General features: G+C 62.4%; 18 protein-coding genes and 1 tRNA gene. 13 read left to right on the top strand and 6 right to left on the bottom strand.

All coding sequences use genetic code 11. The annotated features are described in order from the left end of the window. Positions 1–81 precede the first annotated feature (81 nt). Positions 82–1,089: a LacI family DNA-binding transcriptional regulator gene (locus EPK99_RS16660; RefSeq protein WP_245582447.1), complete on the bottom strand. Its 1,008-nt coding sequence runs from the start codon at positions 1,087–1,089 to the stop codon at positions 82–84. A gap of 394 nt (positions 1,090–1,483) precedes the next feature. On the opposite strand from EPK99_RS16660, the gene EPK99_RS16655 reads away from it, so the two are divergent. Both EPK99_RS16655 and EPK99_RS16650 read left to right on the top strand, forming a co-directional pair. Then, entirely contained in the window at positions 1,484–4,204 is a 2,721-nt protein-coding gene (locus EPK99_RS16655; protein WP_128444177.1) for an ABC transporter transmembrane domain-containing protein, read from the top strand. Positions 4,205–4,239: 35 nt separating this feature from the next. Beyond that, positions 4,240–4,695, top strand: coding sequence for a cyclic nucleotide-binding domain-containing protein (locus EPK99_RS16650; protein ID WP_128444176.1), 456 nt, complete (start codon positions 4,240–4,242; stop codon positions 4,693–4,695). A 145-nt stretch (positions 4,696–4,840) separates the two neighbouring features. On the opposite strand, the gene EPK99_RS16645 is transcribed toward EPK99_RS16650, so the two are convergent. Further along, complete coding sequence (locus EPK99_RS16645; protein ID WP_128444175.1) at positions 4,841–5,323, bottom strand: class I SAM-dependent methyltransferase; 483 nt, start codon at positions 5,321–5,323, stop codon at positions 4,841–4,843. Between the two features lie 34 nt (positions 5,324–5,357). After that, entirely contained in the window at positions 5,358–6,695 is a 1,338-nt protein-coding gene (locus tag EPK99_RS16640) for a nucleotide sugar dehydrogenase (RefSeq protein WP_128444268.1), read from the bottom strand. A gap of 185 nt (positions 6,696–6,880) precedes the next feature. Here EPK99_RS16640 and EPK99_RS16635 point away from each other — a divergent pair, with 185 nt between their 5' ends. Both EPK99_RS16635 and EPK99_RS16630 read left to right on the top strand, forming a co-directional pair. After that, a complete protein-coding gene (locus EPK99_RS16635; RefSeq protein WP_128444267.1) occupies positions 6,881–7,975 on the top strand; it encodes a glycosyltransferase family 4 protein in 1,095 nt (364 codons plus the stop codon). Continuing rightward, positions 7,972–8,703, top strand: coding sequence for a polysaccharide deacetylase family protein (locus EPK99_RS16630; protein ID WP_128444174.1), 732 nt, complete (start codon positions 7,972–7,974; stop codon positions 8,701–8,703). The genes EPK99_RS16635 and EPK99_RS16630 overlap by 4 nt, the downstream gene beginning before the upstream one ends. A 6-nt stretch (positions 8,704–8,709) precedes the next feature. Here EPK99_RS16630 and EPK99_RS16625 read toward each other — a convergent pair whose 3' ends face one another. Continuing rightward, positions 8,710–9,693 carry a glycosyltransferase family 32 protein gene (locus EPK99_RS16625; protein WP_245582446.1) on the bottom strand — a complete coding sequence of 328 codons (984 nt, stop codon included), beginning with the start codon at positions 9,691–9,693 and terminating at the stop codon, positions 8,710–8,712. Between the two features lie 485 nt (positions 9,694–10,178). Here EPK99_RS16625 and EPK99_RS16620 point away from each other — a divergent pair, with 485 nt between their 5' ends. The 7 genes from EPK99_RS16620 to EPK99_RS16590 all read left to right on the top strand — a co-directional run bounded on the left by EPK99_RS16620 (position 10,179) and on the right by EPK99_RS16590 (position 19,915). Beyond that, positions 10,179–12,065 carry a dipeptide ABC transporter ATP-binding protein gene (locus EPK99_RS16620; protein WP_128444173.1) on the top strand — a complete coding sequence of 629 codons (1,887 nt, stop codon included), beginning with the start codon at positions 10,179–10,181 and terminating at the stop codon, positions 12,063–12,065. Next, complete coding sequence (locus EPK99_RS16615; RefSeq protein ID WP_128444172.1) at positions 12,062–13,963, top strand: ABC transporter substrate-binding protein; 1,902 nt, start codon at positions 12,062–12,064, stop codon at positions 13,961–13,963. The genes EPK99_RS16620 and EPK99_RS16615 overlap by 4 nt, the downstream gene beginning before the upstream one ends. A gap of 1 nt (position 13,964) precedes the next feature. Continuing rightward, on the top strand, positions 13,965–14,963 hold the full coding sequence (locus tag EPK99_RS16610; RefSeq protein WP_128444171.1) for an ABC transporter permease: 999 nt from the start codon (positions 13,965–13,967) through the stop codon (positions 14,961–14,963). Further along, positions 14,960–16,132, top strand: coding sequence for an ABC transporter permease (locus EPK99_RS16605; protein ID WP_164901793.1), 1,173 nt, complete (start codon positions 14,960–14,962; stop codon positions 16,130–16,132). The genes EPK99_RS16610 and EPK99_RS16605 overlap by 4 nt, the downstream gene beginning before the upstream one ends. Positions 16,133–16,289: 157 nt before the next feature. Continuing rightward, positions 16,290–17,492, top strand: coding sequence for a glycosyltransferase family protein (locus EPK99_RS16600; RefSeq protein ID WP_128444170.1), 1,203 nt, complete (start codon positions 16,290–16,292; stop codon positions 17,490–17,492). Between the two features lie 9 nt (positions 17,493–17,501). After that, entirely contained in the window at positions 17,502–18,767 is a 1,266-nt protein-coding gene (locus EPK99_RS16595; RefSeq protein ID WP_128444169.1) for a glycosyltransferase family 4 protein, read from the top strand. After that, the gene (locus EPK99_RS16590; protein ID WP_128444168.1) at positions 18,764–19,915 is read left to right on the top strand and encodes a glycosyltransferase family protein; all 1,152 of its coding nucleotides are present in this window, start codon (positions 18,764–18,766) and stop codon (positions 19,913–19,915) included. The genes EPK99_RS16595 and EPK99_RS16590 overlap by 4 nt, the downstream gene beginning before the upstream one ends. A 62-nt stretch (positions 19,916–19,977) precedes the next feature. Here EPK99_RS16590 and EPK99_RS16585 read toward each other — a convergent pair. After that, positions 19,978–20,054 (bottom strand) — tRNA-Pro (locus EPK99_RS16585). Positions 20,055–20,320: 266 nt separating this feature from the next. Between EPK99_RS16585 and EPK99_RS16580 the strand changes: the two genes are divergently transcribed. Together EPK99_RS16580 and EPK99_RS16575 are read left to right on the top strand one after the other, a co-directional pair. Next, positions 20,321–20,680, top strand: a complete 360-nt coding sequence (locus EPK99_RS16580) for a hypothetical protein (protein ID WP_128444167.1) — start codon at positions 20,321–20,323, stop codon at positions 20,678–20,680. 99 nt (positions 20,681–20,779) lie between these two features. After that, the gene (locus EPK99_RS16575; protein ID WP_128444166.1) at positions 20,780–21,694 is read left to right on the top strand and encodes an MBL fold metallo-hydrolase; all 915 of its coding nucleotides are present in this window, start codon (positions 20,780–20,782) and stop codon (positions 21,692–21,694) included. A gap of 12 nt (positions 21,695–21,706) precedes the next feature. On the opposite strand, the gene EPK99_RS16570 is transcribed toward EPK99_RS16575, so the two are convergent. Continuing rightward, positions 21,707–22,600, bottom strand: coding sequence for a DUF1499 domain-containing protein (locus EPK99_RS16570; RefSeq protein WP_128444165.1), 894 nt, complete (start codon positions 22,598–22,600; stop codon positions 21,707–21,709). Positions 22,601–22,615: the final 15 nt, after the last annotated feature.

The raw sequence follows: 22,615 nt of genomic DNA, 5'->3' as shown, positions 1-22,615 counted from the left end.
GGTCAAGGCCGCAGGGCGGCGAAAGAGTTCGCACGCCGGCATTGTCTGGATGAATGGCCGCTTGGAATGCTTCATGGGCTGCTACTGAACGCGGCGTGTGGAGCCGCGCTGGATCAGCTCGAAAGGCATGTGCTCCACATGGTTGCGTTTGCCGCCGTTCGCGACGGCCCGGATCAGCAGCTCGGCGGCACGGTAGCCGAGCTCGAAGCGTGGCACGTGCACTGTGGTCAGTCCCGGCTCGCTACAGGCAGCGAAGTCGAGATCGTTAAAGCCGCAAATGCCGAAATCCTCCGGCACCCGAATTCCGAGCCGCCGACACTCGAAAAGGACGCCGAGCGCAAGATCGTCATTCTCGCAGAAGACCGCATCGAGATCCGGCACTCGCTGAAGCAATTGGCGCAACAGCCGGCAGCCAAGCTCGACGCTGTTGACGGAAGCCTCCGTCTCGACCAGTGCAGGGTCGTAGCCTCCAGCCTCCTGCATGACCATGATATAGCCTTCATGGCGTCGCTGGGAGCGCAGGCTGCGCCGTCCCGCGATCATGCCGACGCGGCTGTATCCGCATTCAAGAAGGTGGCGCACGGCCGTGGCGGAAGCTTCCCGGTGACTGATGCCAAGTGAAATGCCAACGGTCACCAGTTCGATATCGACGATCTGCACCACGGGACAAGGAACTCCACTCAAAAGATCGACGACCCGCTGCTCCTTCTGCAGGCTGGTCAGCACGATGCCGGCCGGATGCTGCGACAGGAAAAGCTGGAGCTGGCGGAATTCCATATCCGAATCGTAGTGGGAATTGGCATATTGAATGCGCAGGTCGGACGACCGCACCCTTTCCTCGATGCCGGCCATGATGCCTATGAAGGCGAGGTCGGTCAGCGCCGGCGTCAGCACGCCGATGATGCCGTTGTGGCGGCTGGCCAGTGCGCGTGCGGCTAGATCGGGCACGTAGCCCATATCCTCCACCTGCCGGAGAATACGGTCGCGCAGGGTGGACGACACTTTCTCCGGTTCGCGCAACGCCCTGGACACCGTGATGGAGCTTACTCCCAAGGCAGAGGCCACATCCAGCAATGTTACTCTCTGCATTCCGATGCGCCGGTGCGGCATAGTATTCGGCTCCCTGACCCGGATGCAGTGTAAAGGGTGCGTGATTCACGCCAAGCGCGTCCTTCAACAAAACTGTGGGTGGAAGACCGGCTTGCGGAAAACGCAATCACATTTGCGTGGTCGTATCAGCCGCACTCAAAACCCCTGGCTGGCAAGGTACGAAGGGGTTTAGGAAGCTTTTTCCGCGCGCTCCATAAGTTTTGCTCAGGCAGTTCATCCCCGCATCCATGGGCAGCTACAATATCAGTGAATACTAAGATAAATGGCTGGTGCTCGGACGGATTTGCATGACTCAAGCAATGGCCTATATCATGTTCCCCTTAACCTTCCGGCTGACGGCTTATCTGTCGCCGCCCCGGACGAAGATTTGCTGATGGAAAAAAACCTACTCCGTTATATCTGGAACCACACGCGTCCCCATCAGATCTTTATTCTGGGCATCGTGCTGCTTTCGATGATCCCCTATTTCATGGCCTTCGACCTGCCGAAGCAGATCATCAACGGGCCTATCCAAGGGGGCGGATTCGAAACGCCAGGCGCCACCAAGGCCTTTCTCGACTTCTCCTACACGATCCCCGTCGTGCAGTGGTCGATCAGCTTCGACGGCTTCGATCTTACCCGCCTGGAAATGCTGATGGCGCTGAGCGCCGTCTTCCTGCTGCTCGTCATCATCAACGGGCTGTTCAAATTCTACATCAACAATTTCAAGGGCAAGCTTGGCGAGCGCCTGCTGCGGCGCATCCGCTATGAGCTTGTGGACCGACTGCTGCGGTTTCCGCCAACCACCATGCGCCAGGTGCGCGCGGCGGAAGTTTCCAGCATGGTCAAGGACGAGGTCGAGCCCTTCGGCGGCTTTACCGGCGATGCCTTCGTGCAGCCGGCACTGCTTGGCGGGCAAGCCATGGCGGCACTGTTCTTCATCATCCTGCAGAATCTGTGGCTAGGTCTCATCGCTGGGCTGATGGTGGGAATACAGATCGGCATCATCCCGAAGATGCGTCGGCGGCTGATCGATCTTGGCCGCCAGCGGCAGATCACGGCTCGGCATCTAGCCGGCAAGGTAGGCGAGATCGTCGACGGTATCGACACGATCCATGCCTATGACACGACGAACTACGAGCGCGCCGACATTTCGTATCGGCTCGGGCAGATCTACAGGATCCGCTACGACCTCTACTACTGGAAATTCCTCGTCAAATTCGTCAATAACTTCCTGTCCCAGCTGACACCCTTCCTGTTCTACTCGATCGGCGGCTATTTCGCACTGCGCGGAACGCTCGATGTCGGCCAGCTGGTAGCGGTCATCAATGCCTACAAGGATCTGCCGGGGCCGCTCAAGGAACTGATCGACTGGGACCAGGCCCGCCAGGACGTGCAGGTGAAATACGAACAGGTGCGCGAACAGTTCGAACCCGGCCAACTGCTCGATCCGGCGCTGCAGACGCTTTCGCTGAAGATGCCGGATCACATACCGCACCCACTTTCCACCCTGAACTTGACCATTTCGGACGGGAGCGGTGCGCATGTGGCCGAGAACGTGACGCTGAAGATCGACATCGGCGAAACAGTCGCCATGGTCGACAATGCAGGGATCGGCGCCGAGTCAGTCGCTGAGGCCTTCGGTCGGGCCGTCTGGCCGACATCCGGCAGGGTTATGCTGGGCGAGACCGAGCTGCTGGAGCTGCCGGAGGCGGTGACGGGACGGCAGATCACCTATGCCTCGTCCGACAGCTATTTCTTCCACGGCACCCTGAAGGACAATCTGCTCTATGGGCTGAAGCATGCACCTTCCACCCCCGAACCGGAGAATGCGGACGATGCAACGGCCCGTCGCTGGGAGATCGAGGAAGCGGAACGCGCGGGCAATTCCATCCATCACCCGGATGCGGACTGGATCGACATCCGCTCCACCTCCGTCTCCACGGGCGGGCCGGACGATCTGGCACGGTCGATCACCGGGGCCTTGGACGCGGTGCAGCTGACACCCGACGTCATGGAGCTTGCCCTCCATTCCTTCGTCGATCCGAAGGAAAACCCTGTTCTGACCGAGCGCGTCGTGCAGATGCGGTTCGCCTTGCGCGAGGAGCTCGACAAGGCCGGCATCGGCGGCATCGTCGCGCATTTCGATTTCAGCACCTACAACAAGGAAGCGACCGTTCGTGAAAACCTGCTCTTTGCCGCGAGCCGGCAGACGACGGCCTTCGATGCGGAAGTGGCCGAGGGCGAATATGTCTTCGAGGTCCTGAAGACCGCAAACCTGTTCGAGCTCCTGTACAATATGGGTTTGACGATCGCCGAGAACGTGGTGGAAATCTTCGCCGGTCTGCCGCCGGAGCACCCGCTCTTCCAGCAGATGGAACACATTACGGTCGATGACATCGGCTTCTACCAGCAGTTCATGCAGAAACGCCGCCGCAAGCCAGGCCTTGCCGTCAGCGAAAACGAGCGGAAGGCCATCGTCAAGCTCAGCCTCTATTATATCGAGCCGCGTTACCGCTTCGGCGTGCTGAGCAAAGACATCATGGACCAGATCGTCGCCGCCCGCGACCTCTTCTACACCAATTTGCCGGCAGCGCTGCGCGACCGGATAGAGCGCTACGACCCTCACCGCTACATGGGCGCGGCGACGCTGCGCGAAAACATCCTGTTCGGCAAGCTGACCCATCGCAGCCCCGATGCGCCGGTCAAGATCCGCAAGATCGCGGCGCGCCTGACACGCGAGATGGGCCTCTACGACAGCTTCATCGATCTAGGCCTTTCTTACGACGTGGGCGCCAGCGGTCGACGGCTGACCCTGGTACAAAGACACAAACTTAGTTTAGCAAGGGCTTTAATTCGCAGATCGAACTATTACATCTTCAATAAGCCGCTTCCGGGGCTCGACCGACGGGTCCAGGAAGAGATTGTAAAGAACGTGCTTCAATTCCTGCAGGAGCAGGATAATAATCCCTCAGTGGTGTGGGTTTTGTCGAACACATCCCTGTCACGAATGTTTCACCGTGTTATCGTATTCGACAGAGGCTCAGTGGTGGAAGACGGTTCCTACGAGACTCTTGACATGAAGAGTGGTATATTTCGAACGTTGGTGGCATAATTATTTGCCACCACAAAGACCAGATGGTGCAAACCATGTTGCTGAACGACGAAGTGCAGTTGCTACGCAAGGTCCCATATTTTTGCCGGGTCGATCCCTGCAAACTGAAGCTGCTTGCCTTTACATCCGACCGGGTCTGCTTCGAGCCGGGGCAGGAACTGTTTTGCCAGGGTGACAGCGCTGAAGCGGCTTATGTGATCCTGAGCGGCATTGCCGAATTGTTCACCAACACTTCCGGTGAAGACATAAAGATCGGCGAGGCATCCTGCAATTCAATCATTGGTGAGATGTGCTTGATCTCCAATTCTTTGCAGGCGGTTACCGCACGTGCGAAGACGGAGGTTGAGGCACTGCGCATTGCCAAGGATACGTTCTTCAAGGTCATTGCCGACAATCCGCGCATCAACATGGAGATCAGCCGGACGCTGGCTGAGAACTTACGCGGTTCACGTTTCAACGGCAGCAACCGCATCGATCAGCCTGCTATCTAATCATCACTTCGTCTTCAACTCGGCTCCACTGGAGCCGAGTAATGCTGTTCGCGCCCTTGAATGGTGCGTCGCAGCGAATGTCTCGTTGCAGTGGGACTATGGCCGAAACGGGGCGAATCACTTCACCCCGCCGTGATCCAGCCGACTATCTCTTCCGGTAATAAAAGTAGCGGCCCTCTTCCACGGACGGCAGGCGCGGCAGCTCTTCAAGCTCCGGATGGATGAGCGGCAGGCCGCTGACCGCATAGGCACCTTGAGCCAGCATGCCCGCCACCATCTGCGGCAGCCAGGTGAGCGTCACGGCATCCTTTTCCGGGTAGCCTTGGCCGATATCCGCATGGACCAGGGCGGCGTCCTTCCCGATATAATCCTGGCCGGTTTCCTTGATCTCGCCAAGCACCACATCCTCCGGCTCAGGAGCTTCGGTCTTATGCGCGCCCATGTAACGGTCGAAGGCGATGATGCGGCGATCGGGAAAAAGCTGCCGCAAATGGCTGTAGGTGCGTCCATTGCCCAGCCCCACCTCGAAGATGTCGCCTTCCGTCGGCAGACCGAGCGTGCCTTCGACGTGGTTCAGAATGTCGCGCTGGGCCGTCATGCGGCTGATGAAACTGTCTAGTCTGCTCATGAGAGACGCTTTTCCTTGTCTTGCTATCGGCCGCTCAGGCCTTGACGATATTGGCGGAGGCAATGCCCCGGGAGCCGAATGTGTTCCTCGTATCGACCACGAGAGGAATGAGCTCTGCCACGCGCTGGTAATCGACCTGGTCGTGATCGGTCGCGACGATTGCCGCATCGAAGCCCGCCAGTTCCTCGGCCGTGAAGGGCACGGATTTGCGACCCTTGAGGTGGCCGTATTCGCGGGTGCGCGGCACTTCGGCGATATGGGGATCGTGGTAGGCCACATCCGCGCCACGCTCGATCAGCAGCTCCATCAGCCGCAGCGAGGGGCTTTCACGGATGTCGGGCACGTTCTTCTTGTAGGCGAGACCGAGGATCAGGATGCGCGAGCGGCTAAGCGCCTTGCCGAGTGACCGATCCAGCGCTTCCGCCAGCCGGTCCACCACATAGCGCGGCATGGCCGTGTTGATTTCGCCGGCAAGCTCGATAAAGCGGGTCGGCTGGTCGTATTCCCGCGACTTCCAAGTGAGGTAAAAGGGATCGATCGGGATGCAATGGCCCCCGAGGCCGGGGCCAGGATAGAAGGGCATGTAGCCGAATGGCTTGGTCTTGGCGGCGTTAACGACCTCCCAGATGTCGATGCCCATCCGCTCGTAGACGAGCTTCAGTTCGTTGACGAGCGCGATATTGACGGCGCGAAACACATTCTCGGTCAGCTTCACGGCCTCGGCCGTCCGGGTGCTGGAGACGGGCACGACGGTCTTCACCACCGCGCCGTAGAAGGCCGCGACCAAGGCGGCAGCCGCCTCCCCGTCGCCTGCGACGATCTTGGGGATGGTAGAGGTTTCGAAATCGCGATTGCCGGGATCTTCACGTTCTGGGGAGTAGCCCAGGAAGAAATCAGTCCCCGCAACAAGGCCGCTCTCTTCGAGGATCGGCTTCATCACCTCTTCCGTCGTACCGGGATAGGTGGTGGATTCCAGCACGATGAGCTGGCCGTGCCGCAGCGTGCCGAGGATCTGGCGACATGTGCCGCTGACATAGGAAAGATCCGGCTCGCGATGACGGGTCAGCGGGGTCGGCACGCAGATGGCGATGACGTCGCATTCGCCGAGCCTCATGAAGTCGGTGGTGGCGGAGAAGCGCCCGGCTTCGCGCTCGGAAGCGAGCACGGCATCCGGCACCGCGTCGATATAGCTGCGGCCGGCATCGATGGCGGTCATCTTGTCCGGGTCGATATCGAAGCCAAGCACGGTGAAGCCGGCGCGTGACGCCGTCATGGCGAGCGGCAGGCCGACATAGCCAAGCCCGATTACGCCGATGCGGGCCTGTTTCGCGCCGATGGCAGCGAGAAGCGCCGCCGCCTTTTCCTGTTGCATGCTCAAAAGGGAATAACTCCGCTGCCTGCCTGTATGACGGCCCTCAGGTGAGACGAATGACAGGCTCTGTCAAGACGTGCGCAAACGGGCTCGATGCCGCGGCAGGCGCGAAAAATTGGTACGCCCGACAGATTTTCGAAAGCGCGGGCCTTGCCAGATCGCTGCCGCTTGGGCTTATCGGGGCCATGAACATCGCCTTTTATGCGCCGCTCAAATCGCCGCATCATCCCGTTCCCTCCGGCGACCGGCTGATGGCCCGCCAGCTGATGGCGGCGCTCACGCTTGCCGGGCATAAGGTCACAGTCGTCTCCGAGCTGCGTTCCTTCCTGCCCTCGGCGGACAGCGCCACCGAAGCGAGAGACCGTGAAGCTGAGCAGGAAATCGGCCGCATTTCCGGGCTTTGGGCAGCATCCGGCACACCGGACCTGTGGGTCTCCTACCACCCCTATTACAAGGCGCCGGACCTGCTCGGCCCTGCCCTCTGCCGCCGTTTCGACATTCCTTACATGACCGCAGAGACCTCCTATTCGGGGCGCCGCAACGTCGGCTGTTGGGCGCAAGCGCAGGAGCGAGTGCTGGACGGCGGGCGGCTGGCGGCTGCCAATATCTGTTTCACGGAACGCGACCGGGCCGGCCTCGCGCAGGCCGCACCCGATGCCCGTCTCGTTCGCCTGGCCCCGTTCATCGATCCGCAGCCTTATCTGGTGCGGTCGCCGGAGCCGGAGGCAAACCACCTGATGACGGTGGCGATGATGCGGCCGGGCGACAAGCTGAGCAGCTACGAGGCGCTGGCCGCAGCGCTGCGCCTTATCCTCGATCTTCCCTGGACGCTCGGCATCGTCGGGGATGGACCGGCGCGGGAGCAGATCGAACGGCTGTTTGCAGGCGAGCTGGCAAACCGCGTCGTCTGGCATGGCCAGAAGGATCGGGCAGAGATCGCCGATCTGCTGGCGACGGCGGCGCTGTATCTCTGGCCCGGACATGGGGAGGCCTATGGGCTCGCCTATCTGGAGGCGCAGGCGGCGGGCGTGCCGGTCGTGGCCGAGGCGGTCGCCGGCGTGCCGGAAGCGGTTGCCGATGGCCGTAGCGGCATACTGACGCCGCCGGGAGACGCCAAAGCCTATGCGAGTGCGATCGCCTCCCTTCTGCGGGATGACCAAACGCGGACGCGGCTTGCAGCCGGCGCTCGCCGTTTCGTGACCGAAGAGCGAGCGATTGGCATTATCGCCGGGCAGCTCAACGACATCGTTGTCAGAGCCTGCGAAGGACAAACGGAATGAGCCTCGACATGTTGAAACAGACGCTGGAGCGACTGCAGGCATCCGGTCATGGGGTTCGGTTCTGGCTGCGGGACGACGATGCCGTCGAGCCGACGCCAGCGCTCGAACGCCTTCTCGCGCTGACGGCTATCCATGACGTGCCGCTGACGCTGGCGATCATCCCTGAAGGTACGGGAGCCGCCCTTGCCGAGGCTCTTCGAGGGGGCGACGACGTTTTGGTCGCTGTGCATGGCTGGTCGCATGCAAATCATGCGGGTCCGCGCGAGAAGAAGCAGGAACTGGGCTCGCACCGGCCGCTTGATGAAACCCTGCAGGAGCTGGCGAAAGGGTTCGACAAGCTCTCAGGCCTCTATCCGCAGCAATTCATTCCCATGCTGGTGCCGCCGTGGAACCGCATCGCGCCTTCAGTGGTGGAGGCCCTGCCTTCGCTTGGCTTCCGCGCGCTTTCCGTTTTTGGGGCGGAGCAGCCGGGCGCGCTGCCCCTTCTCAACACCCATGTCGATATCATGAACTGGCACGGCATCCGAGGCGGGCGCGATCCGGCAGAGCTTTTCCGGGATCTGGCGGAACTGCTTGAGGCGCCCGAGCGGCCAGTGGCGATCGGCATTCTCACTCATCACCTGGTGCATGACGAAAATGCCTGGCGCTTCCTGGAAGAGTTGTTCGAGGCGACGGCAGATCATCCGGCCTGCACCTGGATCAGCGCCAGGGAAGCGCTCGATCTCTGAACGAGGTTACCAGGATTTCCAGCCAATGAGCAGGCCGTGACCCTCTGCGACCGCAGTTGCGCAGGCAGCTTCGACTTCGCCGAAGGGGGCGCGGCGCGGCAGGTTAGCGGCAACAAGGTCGGCATCGGGAACACAGACGCTTGTGCTGCGGAACAGCACGGTCAGGACCAGCGGGCCGGTGGACCACCATGCGGGCGCGCCGGGAAGCACGGCCATAACCTCCGGCATGACATCCAGCAGCCGCGCGAAAACCGGATGCCCGGCCGGCGCGGCAAGCAGCGAATTGGTGAAGAGCAGCGAGCCGCGCCCGGTTTCCCGGGGCGTGTCTTCCGCAAGCGCGGTCAGGCCGACAAGCGGCAGGAGATCGGCAAAGCCCAGATCGTCACGAGCCGGATACCAGTCGCAGTCGATATAGATGCCGCCCAGCGTATGCAGCACGACATAGCGCGCCACATCGACCGCGCCGGGATAATCCCCCTCGTCCAGCATCTGCCGATAGGCCGGATGCTCCGTGACGCCAAGCGCCTCCAGATCCGCCTCCCGCCACAACCGGTATTCGAAGCCGGTCTTGTGCGCGTGCTCGGCCCAGCGCGCCGTCGATGAAGGCAGCCCGAGGCCGCCCAGCCATATCTGGTGCAGGACACGCGGCACGGCCGTACGGCCGAGCTCCGTCATCCGCCGCGTTTCGCCGAGGTCGAACCGGGCGAACGCTTCCAGCAAGGCGGGATCTGGCACGAGGCCGTGTTGCAGGCCGATGCGCGCGACCGGATCGCCCTCTGCCTTGGCAAGCTTCAGATAAGCGGAATGCAGACGGCGCGGCAGGCCAAGCACCGTCTTCTGGCCCAGCATGTCGCCTGCCATCAGCGTGCCGTCCCCCTTCAAGGCATCCAGCGCCTCCCGCGCCTCGCCCAGCCTCCCCGCCTCGATCATGGCGCGTGCCGCAACGAGACGTTCCCGGTATGCCGCCCTGATCTGTCCACTCGATTTCAAGACATCGCCCTTCCTGCTGCTTGGCAGTCGATCCGTACAAGGCCAGTGTAAACAGTAATTGTCATTCGCCTGCAATGAACTTGAGGACCAATTGACATTCAGGATTTGGAGCGTGGTATGAGAGAAAATCGTTCAGTTCGAGGAGCGAAACCGATGGTGGATCCTATATCCATCGAGGGTTCGCGACGCGGAAATGGGCGATTTTCACCATATCCCTGCGGGACGCGGCGGATTTTGTCTCTGAAGACGTCGGAAAGGCCTTGTGGAGGAAAGGCTCCACTGCGGCCTTCCCTCCTGTTCAGAAACAAAATCCGCTCGCGCCACGCCCGAAACCTGAATGTCGATTGGTCCTAATATACATCGCGTCCAGGCGCCTGATCTGGGCTATCGTTCTTCATGGACAGGTGCAAAAGCCTGAGCTACGGTATGATCCTGTTGACGTTTTCGCTTAACTTCTCCCCACCGAAGAGCCGGAATGACTGCGTATGAATGAGCGTCCAGAACTGCTGCGCATCGAAGGACTGAATGTGTCCTTCCCGGTGTGGGGCAGCTCCATCCACGCGGTCAAGGATTTCAGCATGCGGCTGAGGCCGGGCAAGGTAACGGCCCTTGTCGGCGAATCCGGATCCGGCAAATCGGCCCTCGGCCGGGCGGTGATGGGCATCGAGACCAAGGCCGCGCAGATCAGCGGCAAGGCGATCTTCAACGATCCCGTCTCCAGCGAAAGCGTCGATCTGATCGCGCTGCCCCGCGACGGGCGGACGATCCGCGCCATTCGTGGCGGGCGGATCGGCATGATCTTCCAGGAGCCGATGACCTCGTTTTCGCCGCTGCACACGGTCGGCAACCAGATCGAGGAGACGCTGCGGATCCATACCGGGCTTTCCACGGCCGAACGGCGGGAGCGCAGCGAGGAAATGCTGCAGCTCGTGGGCTTCGAGCATCCGCAGAAAGTGTTCGACATGTATCCGTTCGAGCTTTCGGGCGGCATGCGGCAGCGGGCGATGATCGCCATGGCACTGATCTGTCGGCCGGCGCTGCTGATCGCGGACGAGCCGACGACCGCGCTCGACGTAACGATCCAGGCACAGATCCTCAAGCTTCTGCAACAGCTCCAGTCGCAGCTCGGCATGGCCATGCTGCTGATCACTCATGATCTCGGCGTCGTGGCCAGCATGGCGGACGAAGTGGTCGTCATGTATCGCGGCGAGGTGATGGAAGCCGGCACGGCATCGGACATTTTCCGCGATGCGCAGCATCCCTATACGAAAGGGCTGATGGCGGCGGTTCCGGATTTCGACCGGCCGCGCAGCGAACGGCTGAAGCCGCTGCGGGAAATCCAGGTGGATGCCAGCGGCCTGATGGACAAGCGCAAGTCGCTGGCCGCGATGCCCGAGGTGCTTCTCTCGGTGCGGCATGTGACGAAATCCTTCGCGTCCAAGCGTTCCGGCGGCTTCGGCTTTCGACCGGCGCCGCGCACGATCGCGGTCAACGATGTCAGCTTCGACATCAAGCGTGGCGAGACGCTGGGTCTTGTCGGCGAAAGCGGCTGCGGCAAGACCACGCTCAGCAAGATCCTGATGCGCGGCCTGAAAGCGGACCAGGGCGAAGTGAATTACTACGGCGAGAACGGCGCGATCGACGTGCTGGGTGTCCGTGGCAACGGCCTGCAGGAATTGCGCACCCGCATCCAGATGGTCTTCCAGGACCCGGTATCGTCGCTTTCGCCACGCATGACGGTGCGCGGCATCGTGCGCGAACCGCTCGACATTCACGGTCGCGGCGACCGCGCCAAGCGCAACGCGGCGATCCGCAAGCTCATCCACGCGGTCGGCCTGCCCGACAATACGCTGGTCCGCTATCCGCACAGCTTTTCCGGCGGACAGCGCCAGCGCATCGGCATTGCCCGCGCGCTCGCGCTCGGTCCCGACATGCTGATCCTCGACGAGCCGGTTTCGGCGCTCGACGTGTCCATCCAGGCGCAGATCCTCAACCTGATGAAGGACCTGAAGGACGAGTTGGGCCTCACCTACCTGTTCATTTCCCACAACCTTGCGGTCGTCAACTACATGGCGGACCGGGTGGCCGTGATGTATGCCGGCCGTATCGTGGAAATGGGACCCTGCGAAACCATCATGCGCCAGCCGGTTCACCCCTATACGAAGAAGCTGCTGGCGGCCGTGCCGCTGCCGAGCCTCGACCACAAGATCGACTTCAACACGGCTGGCGTTTCCAGCGTCTCGGCACGCAAGATATGGGGCAAGCAGTTCCTGGACGACAGCGCTGCGGGCGACCTCGCCCATGTGGATCTGGGCAATGGGCACATGGTGCTCGCCCGCCGCAATGTGGATGCGCGGGAGCTGGTGCCATGATCTCGCGCCGGCATGTCCTTGCACTGATGGCGGGAACGCTTGTCGCCCGTCCTTCCTTTGCAGCCTACAGCCAGTCCGACTTCGTCAATACGATTTCGCCGACGGCGCCACTGCCGCCCGTGGACGAACGGCTGCCCAAGGTGCCGCGTGTCCTCAAGCTGTCAGAGATGGGGCTGGAACCCGGGCGTCACGGCGGCACGTTCCGGATGCTGATCGGCGGACAGCGCGACATTCGCTACATGCCGATCTTCTCCTATAGCCGGCTGATCGGGTATAACCGCCACCTGACGGTGGAGCCGGATATTCTCGAGGCTTTCGAGGTGGATAACGAGCGGGTGTTCACCTTCCACCTGCGCGAGGGACATCGCTGGTCGGACGGCAGCCCGTTCACGACCGAGGATTTCCGCTATGTCTGGGAGGACGTTTTCCACGTCAAGGATCTGGCGCGCGGCGGGCCGCCGGCAACGCTGCTGATCAACGGCAAGGCGCCGCGCTTCGAGGTGATCGACGCGCTGACCGTCCGTTACAGCTGGGACGAACCCAATCCGGACTTCCTCGCCGACCAGGCCTCCCCTTCGCCGACGCGGCTGATGTTTCCGTCGGCCTATCTCAAGCAGTTCCACGCCAAGTACCAGACCAAGGCACTGCTGGACCAGTACATTGCCAAGTACCGGGTTCAGGACTGGGCGGCGCTGCACCAGACCCAGTCGCGGACGGTGCGCCCGGAAAACCCGGACCTGCCGACGCTGGATGCCTGGCGCAACCGGACGCAGCCTCCGGCCGAGCAGTTCATCTTCGAGCGCAACCCCTATTACCACCGCGTGGACGAACAGGGCCGGCAGCTTCCCTATGTGGACCGGATCGTGCTGGGCGTGAGTTCCGCCGAGCTGATTTCCGCCAAGACGGGAACCGGCGAGAGCGATCTCCAGATGACCAATCTGGATTTCGCCGACTACACCTATCTGAAGAATGCCGAGCAGCGCTATCCGATCACGGTCAACCTGTGGAAGCGGACGCAGGGGTCGCGCATGGCGCTGATGCCCAATCTCAACTGCAAGGACGAGGTGTGGCGCAAGCTGTTCCAGGACGTGCGGGTGCGGCGGGCGCTGTCGCTTGCCATCAACCGGGCCGAGATCAACAAGGCCGTGTTCTACGGTCTGGCGAAGGAAAGCGCCAATTCGGTCCTGCCGGAAAGCCCGCTGTTCAAGCCGGACTATCGCGACGCCTGGGCCGGCTTCGAACCCGACCGCGCCAATGCGCTGCTCGACGAAGCGGGGCTGCCTGTCGATGAGGAGACCGGCCTGCGGCGGCTGCCGGACGGTCGCCCGGCCACCATCATCGTGGAGATTACCGGCGAATACAGTTTCGAGACGGACGTGCTGGAGCTACTTGCCGACCATTGGCGGCAGATCGGCATCAAGATCTTCGTGCATGTGGCACAGCGGGAGCTTTTGCGTCGGCGGGTGAAGAGCGGCGATACGATCATGTCCGTATCGGCCGGGCTGGACAACGGTGTGCCGACGCCCGACATGTCGCCCAAGGAGCTTGCACCGACCAGCGACGACCAGATGCAGTGGCCGCTCTGGGGCCTGCATTCCCTCTCTGTCGGTCACGACGGGCACCCGCCGGATCTGGCCGAGGCCCAGCAGCTTCTCGCCTTCATGAAAGACTGGCGCAACGCGCTGGACACGGCACAGCGCGCCGAAATCTGGCACAAGATGCTGTCGCTCTACACCGACCAGGTCTTCACCATCGGCATCGTCAATTCAACGTTGCAGCCGGTAGTTCATTCCCGGCGCCTGAAGAACATCCCGGCCGAGGCGCTCTACGGCTTCGACCCGACATCCTATCTCGGCGTCTACCTGCCCGATACGTTCTGGTACGAGGGAGGAGCGTGATATGATCCGCTATATCCTGTGGCGCATCATGGTGATGATCCCGACCCTCGTGCTGATCTCGATGCTGATCTTCACGATCATCGAACTGCCGCCCGGCGACTATTTCGAGAGCTATGTAGAGCAGCTGAAAGCGATCGGCGAAAAGGCCGACCTGCAGGAGATCGAGGATCTGCGGGCTCGCTACGGCTTCGACCAGCCGGAGCCGATCCGCTACCTGAACTGGGTGGGCGGCATGCTGCACGGCGATTTCGGCTACTCCTTCGAATACCGCATGCCGGTGACCGACGTGGTCGGCGACCGCGTCTGGCTGACCATTCTGGTATCGACGGTCACGATCATCGTGACCTGGCTGCTCGCCTTCCCGATCGGCGTCTATTCCGCCACCCACCAGTATAGCTGGGGCGATTACGGGCTGACGCTGCTCGGCCTGATCGGGCTTGCGGTGCCTAATTTCATCTTCGCGCTGATCCTGATGTATTTCGCCAATATCTGGTTCGGTACGTCCATCGGCCATCTGATGGACCAGCAATACCTGTCCGAGCCGATGAGCCATGCGAAGTTCATCTCCATCCTCGAACATATCTGGATCCCGGTCCTCATCATCGGAACCGCTGGGACGGCCGGCATGGTGCGGCGGCTGCGCGCCAATCTGCTGGACGAACTCAACAAGCAATATGTGATGACGGCGCGGGCCAAGGGGCTTCACCCCTTCCGCGTGCTCGTCAAATATCCGCTGCGCATGGCGCTCAACTTCTTCATCTCGGACATCGGCTCTATTCTCCCTGCGGTGATTTCCGGGGCCGAAATCACCGCCGTGGTGCTTTCGCTGGAAACGACCGGCCCGATGCTGATCCGCGCGCTGCAGAGCCAGGACATGTATCTCGCGGGCTCCTTCCTGATGTTCCTCAGCTTCCTGACGGTGGTGGGCGTGCTGATTTCCGACATCGCACTGGCCCTGTTCGATCCGCGGATCAGACTGCGCGGCGGGAGAACCCGGTGACAGCAACGCCCCACACAGATGCGGATCTCCCGCACTACGTCCATCAGGGGCATTTCGACCCCTACGCGCTTGAAAAGGCAGCCGAGGGCGGCTCGACCATCAACGAGGCCTCGCAGCTGCGCATGGTCTGGATGCGTTTCAGCAAGCACAGGCTGGCGCTGATCTCCGGCGTGCTGCTGGCGATCGCCTATCTGATGATCATCGTGGTCGAGGTGCTTGCTCCCTACAAGGTGCATTCCCGCAACGTGGACTTCATCTACTCACCGCCCCAGAGCGTGCATCTGTTCAACGACGGCGAGTTCGTCGGGCCATTCGTCTATGGACGCAAGATGACGATCGACATGGTCAACCTGCGGCGCGTCTATACGGACGATACGACCGACGTCCAGAAGCTGCGCTTCTTCTGCCAGGGCGAAAGCTACAGGTTCTGGGGCATGTTCGAAGGGAATTTCCATGTCGTCTGCCCAGCCGAAAAGGGACAGTTCTACCTCTTCGGCACCGACCGCCTCGGCCGCGACGTGTTTTCGCGCATCCTCTACGGTGCCCGCATCTCACTCACCATCGGGCTTTTGGGCGTCGCGACCAGCTTCATCCTCGGTATCGTAATCGGCGGGATTGCCGGCTATTGGGGCGGCTGGTTCGACCTCGTCGTGCAGCGCGTCATCGAAGTGCTGCAATCGATCCCGAGCATACCGCTCTGGCTGGCGCTGGCCGCCATCATGCCGGCCGACTGGAGCCCGCTGCTGATCTATCTCGGGATAACCTTCATTCTCGGCCTGCTCGACTGGACGGGGCTGGCGCGGGCGGTCCGATCGAAGCTGCTTTCGCTGCGCGAGGAGGACTATGTGCTTGCGGCACAGCTGATGGGCGCCGGCAGCGCGCGCATCATCGGGCGGCATCTGGTGCCGGGCTTCATGTCGCATCTGATCGCCAGCGCGACGCTGACCATTCCCGGCATGATTCTCGGCGAAACGACGCTCAGCTTCCTGGGCCTTGGCTTGCGCCCGCCGATCACCAGCTGGGGCGTGCTGTTGACGGAAGCGCGCAGCGTCAGCATTCTGGCGCTCTATCCCTGGCTTCTTCTGCCGGTCGTGCCCGTTATTTTCGTCATTCTCGCTTTCAATTTCCTTGGCGATGGTCTTAGAGATGCAGCTGATCCGTATAAATGATCTCGGACCGCACGAAGAAACTCGTTCGGCATTCAAGCATGTCGCGGAACAGTGCCTTCCGTTTCGCGGTGTCGCCATGTGTCAACCAAGGACCTGAAGCATGTTGCCCGCCACCGATCCCATGCAACACGCCGTAGATTTCAGGAGGAAATAGGACATGGCGAAACACCTCCGAAATGCGCGAATCCTGATGTACAGCCATGATACGTTCGGGCTTGGACATCTGCGCCGCTGTCGCACGATCGCCCATTCGCTGGTCGAGAATTATCGCGGGCTACAGGTGCTGATCATCTCGGGCGCCACGATTGCCGGCGCTTTCGATTACCGGACGCGTGTGGACTTCGTGAAGATCCCGAGTGTCATCAAGCTGCGCAACGGCGAATACACCTCCATCGACAAGCACATGGACCTGCACGAGACCATGAAGATGCGCCAGTCGATCATCCGCCATACGGCGGAGAGCTTCGACCCGGATATCTTCATCATCGACAAGGAGCCGCTCGGACTGCGCGGCGAGGTCGAGGAGACGCTGGTCTATCTCAAGACACGCGGCACCACCTGCGTGCTGGGCCTGCGCGACGTGATGGATGCGCCGCATCTTCTCGAAGCCGAGTGGCAGCGCAACGACGTTCTCCGCAAGATCGGACAGCTTTATGACGACATCTGGGTCTATGGACCACCGGATTTCTACGATCCGCTGAGCGAGATGGACGTGCCGACTTCGGTTCGTTCCAAGATGAAGTTCGTCGGCTTCCTGCAGCGCAAGGCCTCGATCAACCGGCAGGAGACCCGTCCGGAAGACGAGTATCTGCTGGTGACCACCGGCGGCGGCGGCGATGGGGCCGATCTGGTCCGCGACGTGATCGCCGCCTATGCTGCCGATCCGGAGCTGACCTACAAGGCGGTGATCGTGCTCGGCCCCTATATGCCGGCAGAACAGCGCGCCGCCTTTGCCGAAGCCTGCAAGGGCCACCCGCATCTGGAAGTGCTGGAATTCGACAACCGCATGGAAGACCGGATCGCCGGCGCCAAGGCAGTGATCGCCATGGGCGGCTACAACACCTATTGCGAGATCCTGTCCTTCGACAAGCCGGCGCTGATCGTGCCCCGCACCCAGCCGCGCGAGGAACAGCTGATCCGCGCCAGCCGCGCGGAGGAACTGGGTCTCGTCAGCATGCTGGGCGCCGAAGAGTCATGCGACAGCGCCAAGTTCTCCCAAGCGATCAAGGATCTGCTGAAACGGGACCCGCCTTCCGTCAGCGCGCCCGGCATGCATCTGGAAGGTCTGGTTCACATCGCCGAAATCGTCGAAGACTGGCTGAAGCACAAGGGTCTTCATCTTTCGGTGGCGCAAGGATAGCCTTGGCGAATGACGAAGAAAACCATGGTCGTGCTGCTGAAGGGTTATCCGCGCCTGTCGGAAACCTTCATCGCGCAGGAACTGCTCGGCCTGGAGCGGGCGGGGTTCGACCTCGTTCTCGTGGCGATGCGCCGGCCGACCGACAAGAAGCGGCATCCGGTGCATGACGAGATCAAGGCGCCCGTGCACTACCTGCCCGAATATCTGCACGAGGAACCGCTGCGGGTGTTGCGCGGGCTGGTGAAGGCTTCCGCAAAGCCCGGCTTCTGGCGTGCCGCAAAGGCCTTCCTCGGCGATCTGCCCAGGGATTTCAACCGCAACCGCTTCCGGCGCTTCGGGCAGGCCGCCGTGCTGGTGGCGGAATGGCCGCAGACAGCCGGCTGGCTGCATGTCCACTTCATCCATACGCCCGCCTCGGTCGCCCGCTATGCAAGCCTGATCGGCGGCATTCCCTGGACGGTCTCCGCGCATGCCAAGGATATCTGGACCTCGAAGGCCTGGGATCTGCAGGCCAAGCTTTCGCACGCGCAATGGGCAGTGACCTGCACCCAGACCGGGTTCGAGCGGCTGCGGGCGCTGGCAGGCCAGCCCAATGTGCATTTGAGCTATCACGGCCTCGATCTGGACCGCTTCCCGCATGACCCCGGCGTGCGCCCGCCGCGCGACGGCAGCGATCCGGCCGATCCGGTGCGGCTTCTCAGCGTCGGACGCGCCGTGAAGAAAAAGGGTTACGACGTGCTGCTGAGCGCACTGGCGCTCTTGCCGGCGGATCTTGCCTGGCGCTTCACCCATGTGGGCGGCGGAGACGAACTGCTCCGGCTGAAGACGATGGCGTCCGAGCTTGGTATCGAAAGCCGCATCACCTGGAAGGGCGCGCTCGACCAGCGGGACATTTTGCAGCATTACCGCGACAGCGACCTCTTCGCGCTCGCCTGCCGCATTACCGCCGACGGCGACCGCGACGGGCTGCCAAATGTACTGGTGGAAGCATCCAGCCAGGCGCTGCCGGTCATCTCGACCCATATTTCCGGCATTACCGAACTCTTCACCACGGAGGAGAACGGGCTGCTGGTGGCGCCGGACAATGCCCCGGCGCTGGCCGTGGCGCTGGCCCGCGCCATCCGCGAGCCGCTTCTGCGGCGCAGGCTTGGCCAGGCTGCCGAGGATAAGGTGCGCCGGGATTTCGACCATCATAGCAGTATCCACGACCTTGAACGGCTGTTTTCCGCCAGCTGGCAGAGTGCGGATGCGGATGCAACAGGTTCCAGCCGATGATCGACCGCCCGCGCCGCGTCTTCTTCTACGTGCAGCACCTGCTCGGCATCGGCCATCTGGTGCGCGCCAGCCGGATTGCACAGGCACTGCAGAAGGCCGGCATGGAGGTGACGCTCGTGACCGGCGGCAGCACCGTGCAGGGTTTTCCTCCCAAGGGCATTACCCAGGTTCAGCTTCCGGCGGTTCTGGCTTCCAATAGCGGCTTCTCGGCGCTGGCCGATGCGGACGGCAATCCGATCGACCGGGCTTTCGAGGAACGGCGGACGGCGATGCTGCTCGATGCCTTCCGGAACGCGGCGCCGGATGTGGTCATCATCGAGGCCTTCCCGTTCGGCCGCCGGCAGATGCGCTTCGAGCTGATGCCGCTCATCGAGGCGGTGCGGCAGGTAGAGCCCAAGCCGCTCCTGCTCGCTTCCGTGCGCGACATCCTGCAGGAAAACCGCAAGGCGGGCCGCGACGAGGAAACCATATTGCTGGTCAACGACTATTTCGACGGCATTCTCGTGCATGGCGACGAGCGGTTCGTGCGGCTGGAGGAGACTTTTCCCCGCGCCGCGGAATTTGCCGACAAGATCTACTATACAGGGCTGGTGGCGCCAGAGGAGCCGGCCCCCTCTGCCGATCGTTTCGACGTGATCGTGTCGGCAGGCGGCGGTGCCGTGGGTGCCGGGCTGATCAGGGCGGCGCTCGAGGCGCAGAAGATCCTGGGCGACAGGCGCAAATGGTGCGTCATCACCGGCCCCAATCTTCCCATGGCGGAATTCGAGAGCCTAAGTGCGGTGGCCCCCGAAAATGTCGCTGTGGTGCGGTTTCGGCCGGACCTGCCCTCGCTTCTGGCAGGCGCCGAGCTGTCGATCTCGCAGGCGGGATACAACACGGTCTGCGACCTGTTGCGCGCCGGGTGTCGCCCTGTGCTGGTGCCGTTTGCCGCCGGCGGGGAAACCGAGCAGACGGTGCGGGCGCAAAAGCTCAGCGCTCTTGGAGTTGCCGAGGTGGTGGCGGAAACGGAGATTTCAGGGGAGACCATCGCGGCCGCTGCACGGCGGGCGTTGCAGCTGCGGCCGGGCAAGGCCGAGGCGCTTTCGCTCGATGGTGCCAACGGCACTGCACGGATCATCGAAAGCCTGCTTGCGCAACGCGGGAACTGACGCTGACGCCAGTAAAAACAGACATTTAATCAAAGGCTTGGGGGATTTTCGGGAGGTCCGGCTGGTCGGAGTGAGAGGATTCGAACCTCCGACCCCCACGTCCCGAACGTGGTGCGCTACCAGACTGCGCTACACTCCGTGACCAGTGGCGCCTCTATAGAACAGCATTTTACGTTCCACAAGCGGCCTCATCAAAAATTTGCGGCGCAGGATAAGGTGCGTGGCATGACGGAAATCCCGGGCTCCCAGGCGTGGCAAAAAAGCGGCGCTCGGTAAAATTCCGACGTGGGAACCGGTGCAGCCTCGCGGAAGGCTTGCGAAACCTGCTAATCCGAGCCCATCACCTTAATCCTCCCCCGGCGCCCTCAGAGGCGCCCCCAAGCGACACAAGGATCCGTCAAGACAATGAAGCGCCGCGTCATCGCAACGACTGCCATTCTCACCCTTGCCCTTTCGGCCTGCACCACGGTGAGCGTGGCACAAAACCCGATTTCCCAGCGCTGGGTCGGCCGTTCCGCCGGCGAGTTCTTTGCGAAATACAGCCCGCCGCTCAGCGACACGGAAAATGGTTCCACCACTGTCTACAACTGGCGTGGGGGCTATAGCCGCATCAAGCTGCAGAACGGCAAAAGCGCCAGCGTCAGCTGCTCTGCCAAGATCACCGTCGGCCAGGATTATGTGATCCGCGACATCACGCTCGTCGGCGACCGGCCCGGCGCCAATGGCGCAAGCTATTGCGAGGAACTGCTGGCCCCGGCCAAGTAGGTCGCTTTCGCGATCGGCTGCCTTTCGCAGCAATCGATGGACGGGCGGCAGCGACAAGCGGCGCCCGTCACATGCCAGCCCGGCTGGAGGGCATAAACCATGGCCGAAGATATAGACTTCGATCTCGAATTCGCTCCCGCGCATGACATGCCCGTTCCGGTTGCACCCGGCATACAGCGGCTGACCGCGAACAACTCCTCGCCCTTCACCTTTCACGGCACCAACAGCTATATCGTCGGCCCCGGGCAGACGGTGGCGGTCATCGATCCAGGACCGGACGATGCCGCCCATTTCGAGGCGCTGATGGCGGCACTTGGGCAACGCCAAGTCAGCCATATCTTCGTCAGCCACACCCACCGCGACCATTCCCCCCTCGCCCGCCGCCTCAAAGCCGAAACCGGCGCGTTGACCGTCGCCGAAGGGCCGCACCGTCCGGCCCGCCTTCTCCATGCCGGCGAGATCAATCCCTTTGCCGAAAGCGCCGATATGGATTTCGTGCCCGACATGGCGATTGCCGACGGCGCGGCCATCGAAGGCGACGGCTGGACGCTGTCGGCCGTCCATACACCCGGGCACACGGCCAACCACATGGCTTTTGCACTGGAGGGAACCGGCATCCTGTTTTCGGCCGATCACGTGATGGCCTGGGCGACCACGATCGTGGCGCCGCCGGACGGTTCCATGGCCGATTTCATGCGGTCGGTCGATCGGCTGCTGGCGCGCGACGACCGGATCTTCTTTCCCGGTCATGGCGGACCGGTTCGGGAGCCTGCCTCCTTCCTGCGGGGCCTGCGCACCCACCGGCGCATGCGCGAACGCGCGGTGCTGGAACGTATCCGGGCGGGCGACCGGCTGATCCCCGACATGGTGCGGGCGATCTATGCGAAGACGGACCCGCGGCTGCATGGGGCGGCCGCCCTCTCCGTGCTCGCCCATCTGGAAGATCTGGTGGAAAAAGGCCAGGTCTTGACCGAGGGACCGCCTTCGCTGTCTGGCGAATACCAGCCGGTCTAAAACCTTGTAATCTCAGCCGCCGGCAAGTCCCAGCAATTCGGCATCCAGCCGGGTTAGGAAATCTTCCGCTATCGCCGCGCCCATACCCAAATCGTGCGGGCCGTAGCGGGACTGGACGCGCATATCGACCGACGTGGTCTCGGCGTCCTCGCGCAGGCGGATGACCACGTCGAACTTCAAGCCGAGAATAAGCGTGCGCGTTTCGCCCTGGAGGAGAACGTCGCCGGGGGAGCCGGAGGCCGGCGTCAGCAAGGGTTCCGGCCGTGGCACGGGAATGGGCGCCACATCCGGCACGGGCGCCTGCTCGTCACGCGGCGCGGCCTTTGCAGAAATATCCGGCGCCACCAGCGACATGCCCTCCCTCCGGGTGATGGCGATGCGAGCGGAGGCCGCTGCCTTTTGCACACCCTGATACACCCGGTCGAGGGCGCCCTCATAGCGCCGGCCCGTCAGTGCCGGATAGGCCGCCAGCTGGGCACGACGATCTGCCGAGGTCATCGTGGAAGGACGCGGCAGCCATTGCTGGCCGGCATGCGGTTCCGCCACGAAGGCGGGGGGATCGGCGATATCGGTGGACACATCGTAAAGCGGCGGCAGGGTGAAATAGGAGACGAGGCCAAAGCCGACGGTGCAGAGCGGTATCGCCGCGTAAAGAAGTCCCTTGGCAGCCGCCATGCCGCCTTCCGCGCCCACCTGCCAAAACCGCAACAGCCCGACCACCGAAAGAAGCACCGATGCGGCGGCGATGGCCGCGGACAGGAACAGCAGCGCCAGAAGATCAGGCTCCGTCAGGGGACCGAAGCGGTGCGCCAGGCCCGCGATCAAAGCCAGCAGCAGGCTGGAGACGGCAAGCTTGTGGCCGGCATGAGCCGAGTGGGAAACAGGCCGGACGAAGCGGACGGTCATCGGGTGGAACTGGCT

The organism is Neorhizobium lilium (assembly GCF_004053875.1).
GTDB classification, from domain to species: domain Bacteria; phylum Pseudomonadota; class Alphaproteobacteria; order Rhizobiales; family Rhizobiaceae; genus Neorhizobium; species Neorhizobium lilii.
The sequence above is the reverse complement of the archived record's forward strand: the minus strand, read 5'-3'. Positions and strand labels throughout refer to the sequence as shown.

Coding starts and splice junctions, on each gene's coding strand:
- EPK99_RS16660 (WP_245582447.1), bottom strand. CDS start 1,089: ATGCAGAGAGTAACATTGCTGGATGTGGCCTCTGCCTTGGGAGTAAGC.
- EPK99_RS16620 (WP_128444173.1), top strand. CDS start 10,179: ATGAATGAGCGTCCAGAACTGCTGCGCATCGAAGGACTGAATGTGTCC.
- EPK99_RS16650 (WP_128444176.1), top strand. CDS start 4,240: ATGTTGCTGAACGACGAAGTGCAGTTGCTACGCAAGGTCCCATATTTT.
- EPK99_RS16640 (WP_128444268.1), bottom strand. CDS start 6,695: ATGCAACAGGAAAAGGCGGCGGCGCTTCTCGCTGCCATCGGCGCGAAA.
- EPK99_RS16580 (WP_128444167.1), top strand. CDS start 20,321: ATGAAGCGCCGCGTCATCGCAACGACTGCCATTCTCACCCTTGCCCTT.
- EPK99_RS16600 (WP_128444170.1), top strand. CDS start 16,290: ATGGCGAAACACCTCCGAAATGCGCGAATCCTGATGTACAGCCATGAT.
- EPK99_RS16570 (WP_128444165.1), bottom strand. CDS start 22,600: ATGACCGTCCGCTTCGTCCGGCCTGTTTCCCACTCGGCTCATGCCGGC.
- EPK99_RS16595 (WP_128444169.1), top strand. CDS start 17,502: ATGACGAAGAAAACCATGGTCGTGCTGCTGAAGGGTTATCCGCGCCTG.
- EPK99_RS16630 (WP_128444174.1), top strand. CDS start 7,972: ATGAGCCTCGACATGTTGAAACAGACGCTGGAGCGACTGCAGGCATCC.
- EPK99_RS16575 (WP_128444166.1), top strand. CDS start 20,780: ATGGCCGAAGATATAGACTTCGATCTCGAATTCGCTCCCGCGCATGAC.
- EPK99_RS16610 (WP_128444171.1), top strand. CDS start 13,965: ATGATCCGCTATATCCTGTGGCGCATCATGGTGATGATCCCGACCCTC.
- EPK99_RS16645 (WP_128444175.1), bottom strand. CDS start 5,323: ATGAGCAGACTAGACAGTTTCATCAGCCGCATGACGGCCCAGCGCGAC.
- EPK99_RS16635 (WP_128444267.1), top strand. CDS start 6,881: ATGAACATCGCCTTTTATGCGCCGCTCAAATCGCCGCATCATCCCGTT.
- EPK99_RS16655 (WP_128444177.1), top strand. CDS start 1,484: ATGGAAAAAAACCTACTCCGTTATATCTGGAACCACACGCGTCCCCAT.
- EPK99_RS16615 (WP_128444172.1), top strand. CDS start 12,062: ATGATCTCGCGCCGGCATGTCCTTGCACTGATGGCGGGAACGCTTGTC.
- EPK99_RS16590 (WP_128444168.1), top strand. CDS start 18,764: ATGATCGACCGCCCGCGCCGCGTCTTCTTCTACGTGCAGCACCTGCTC.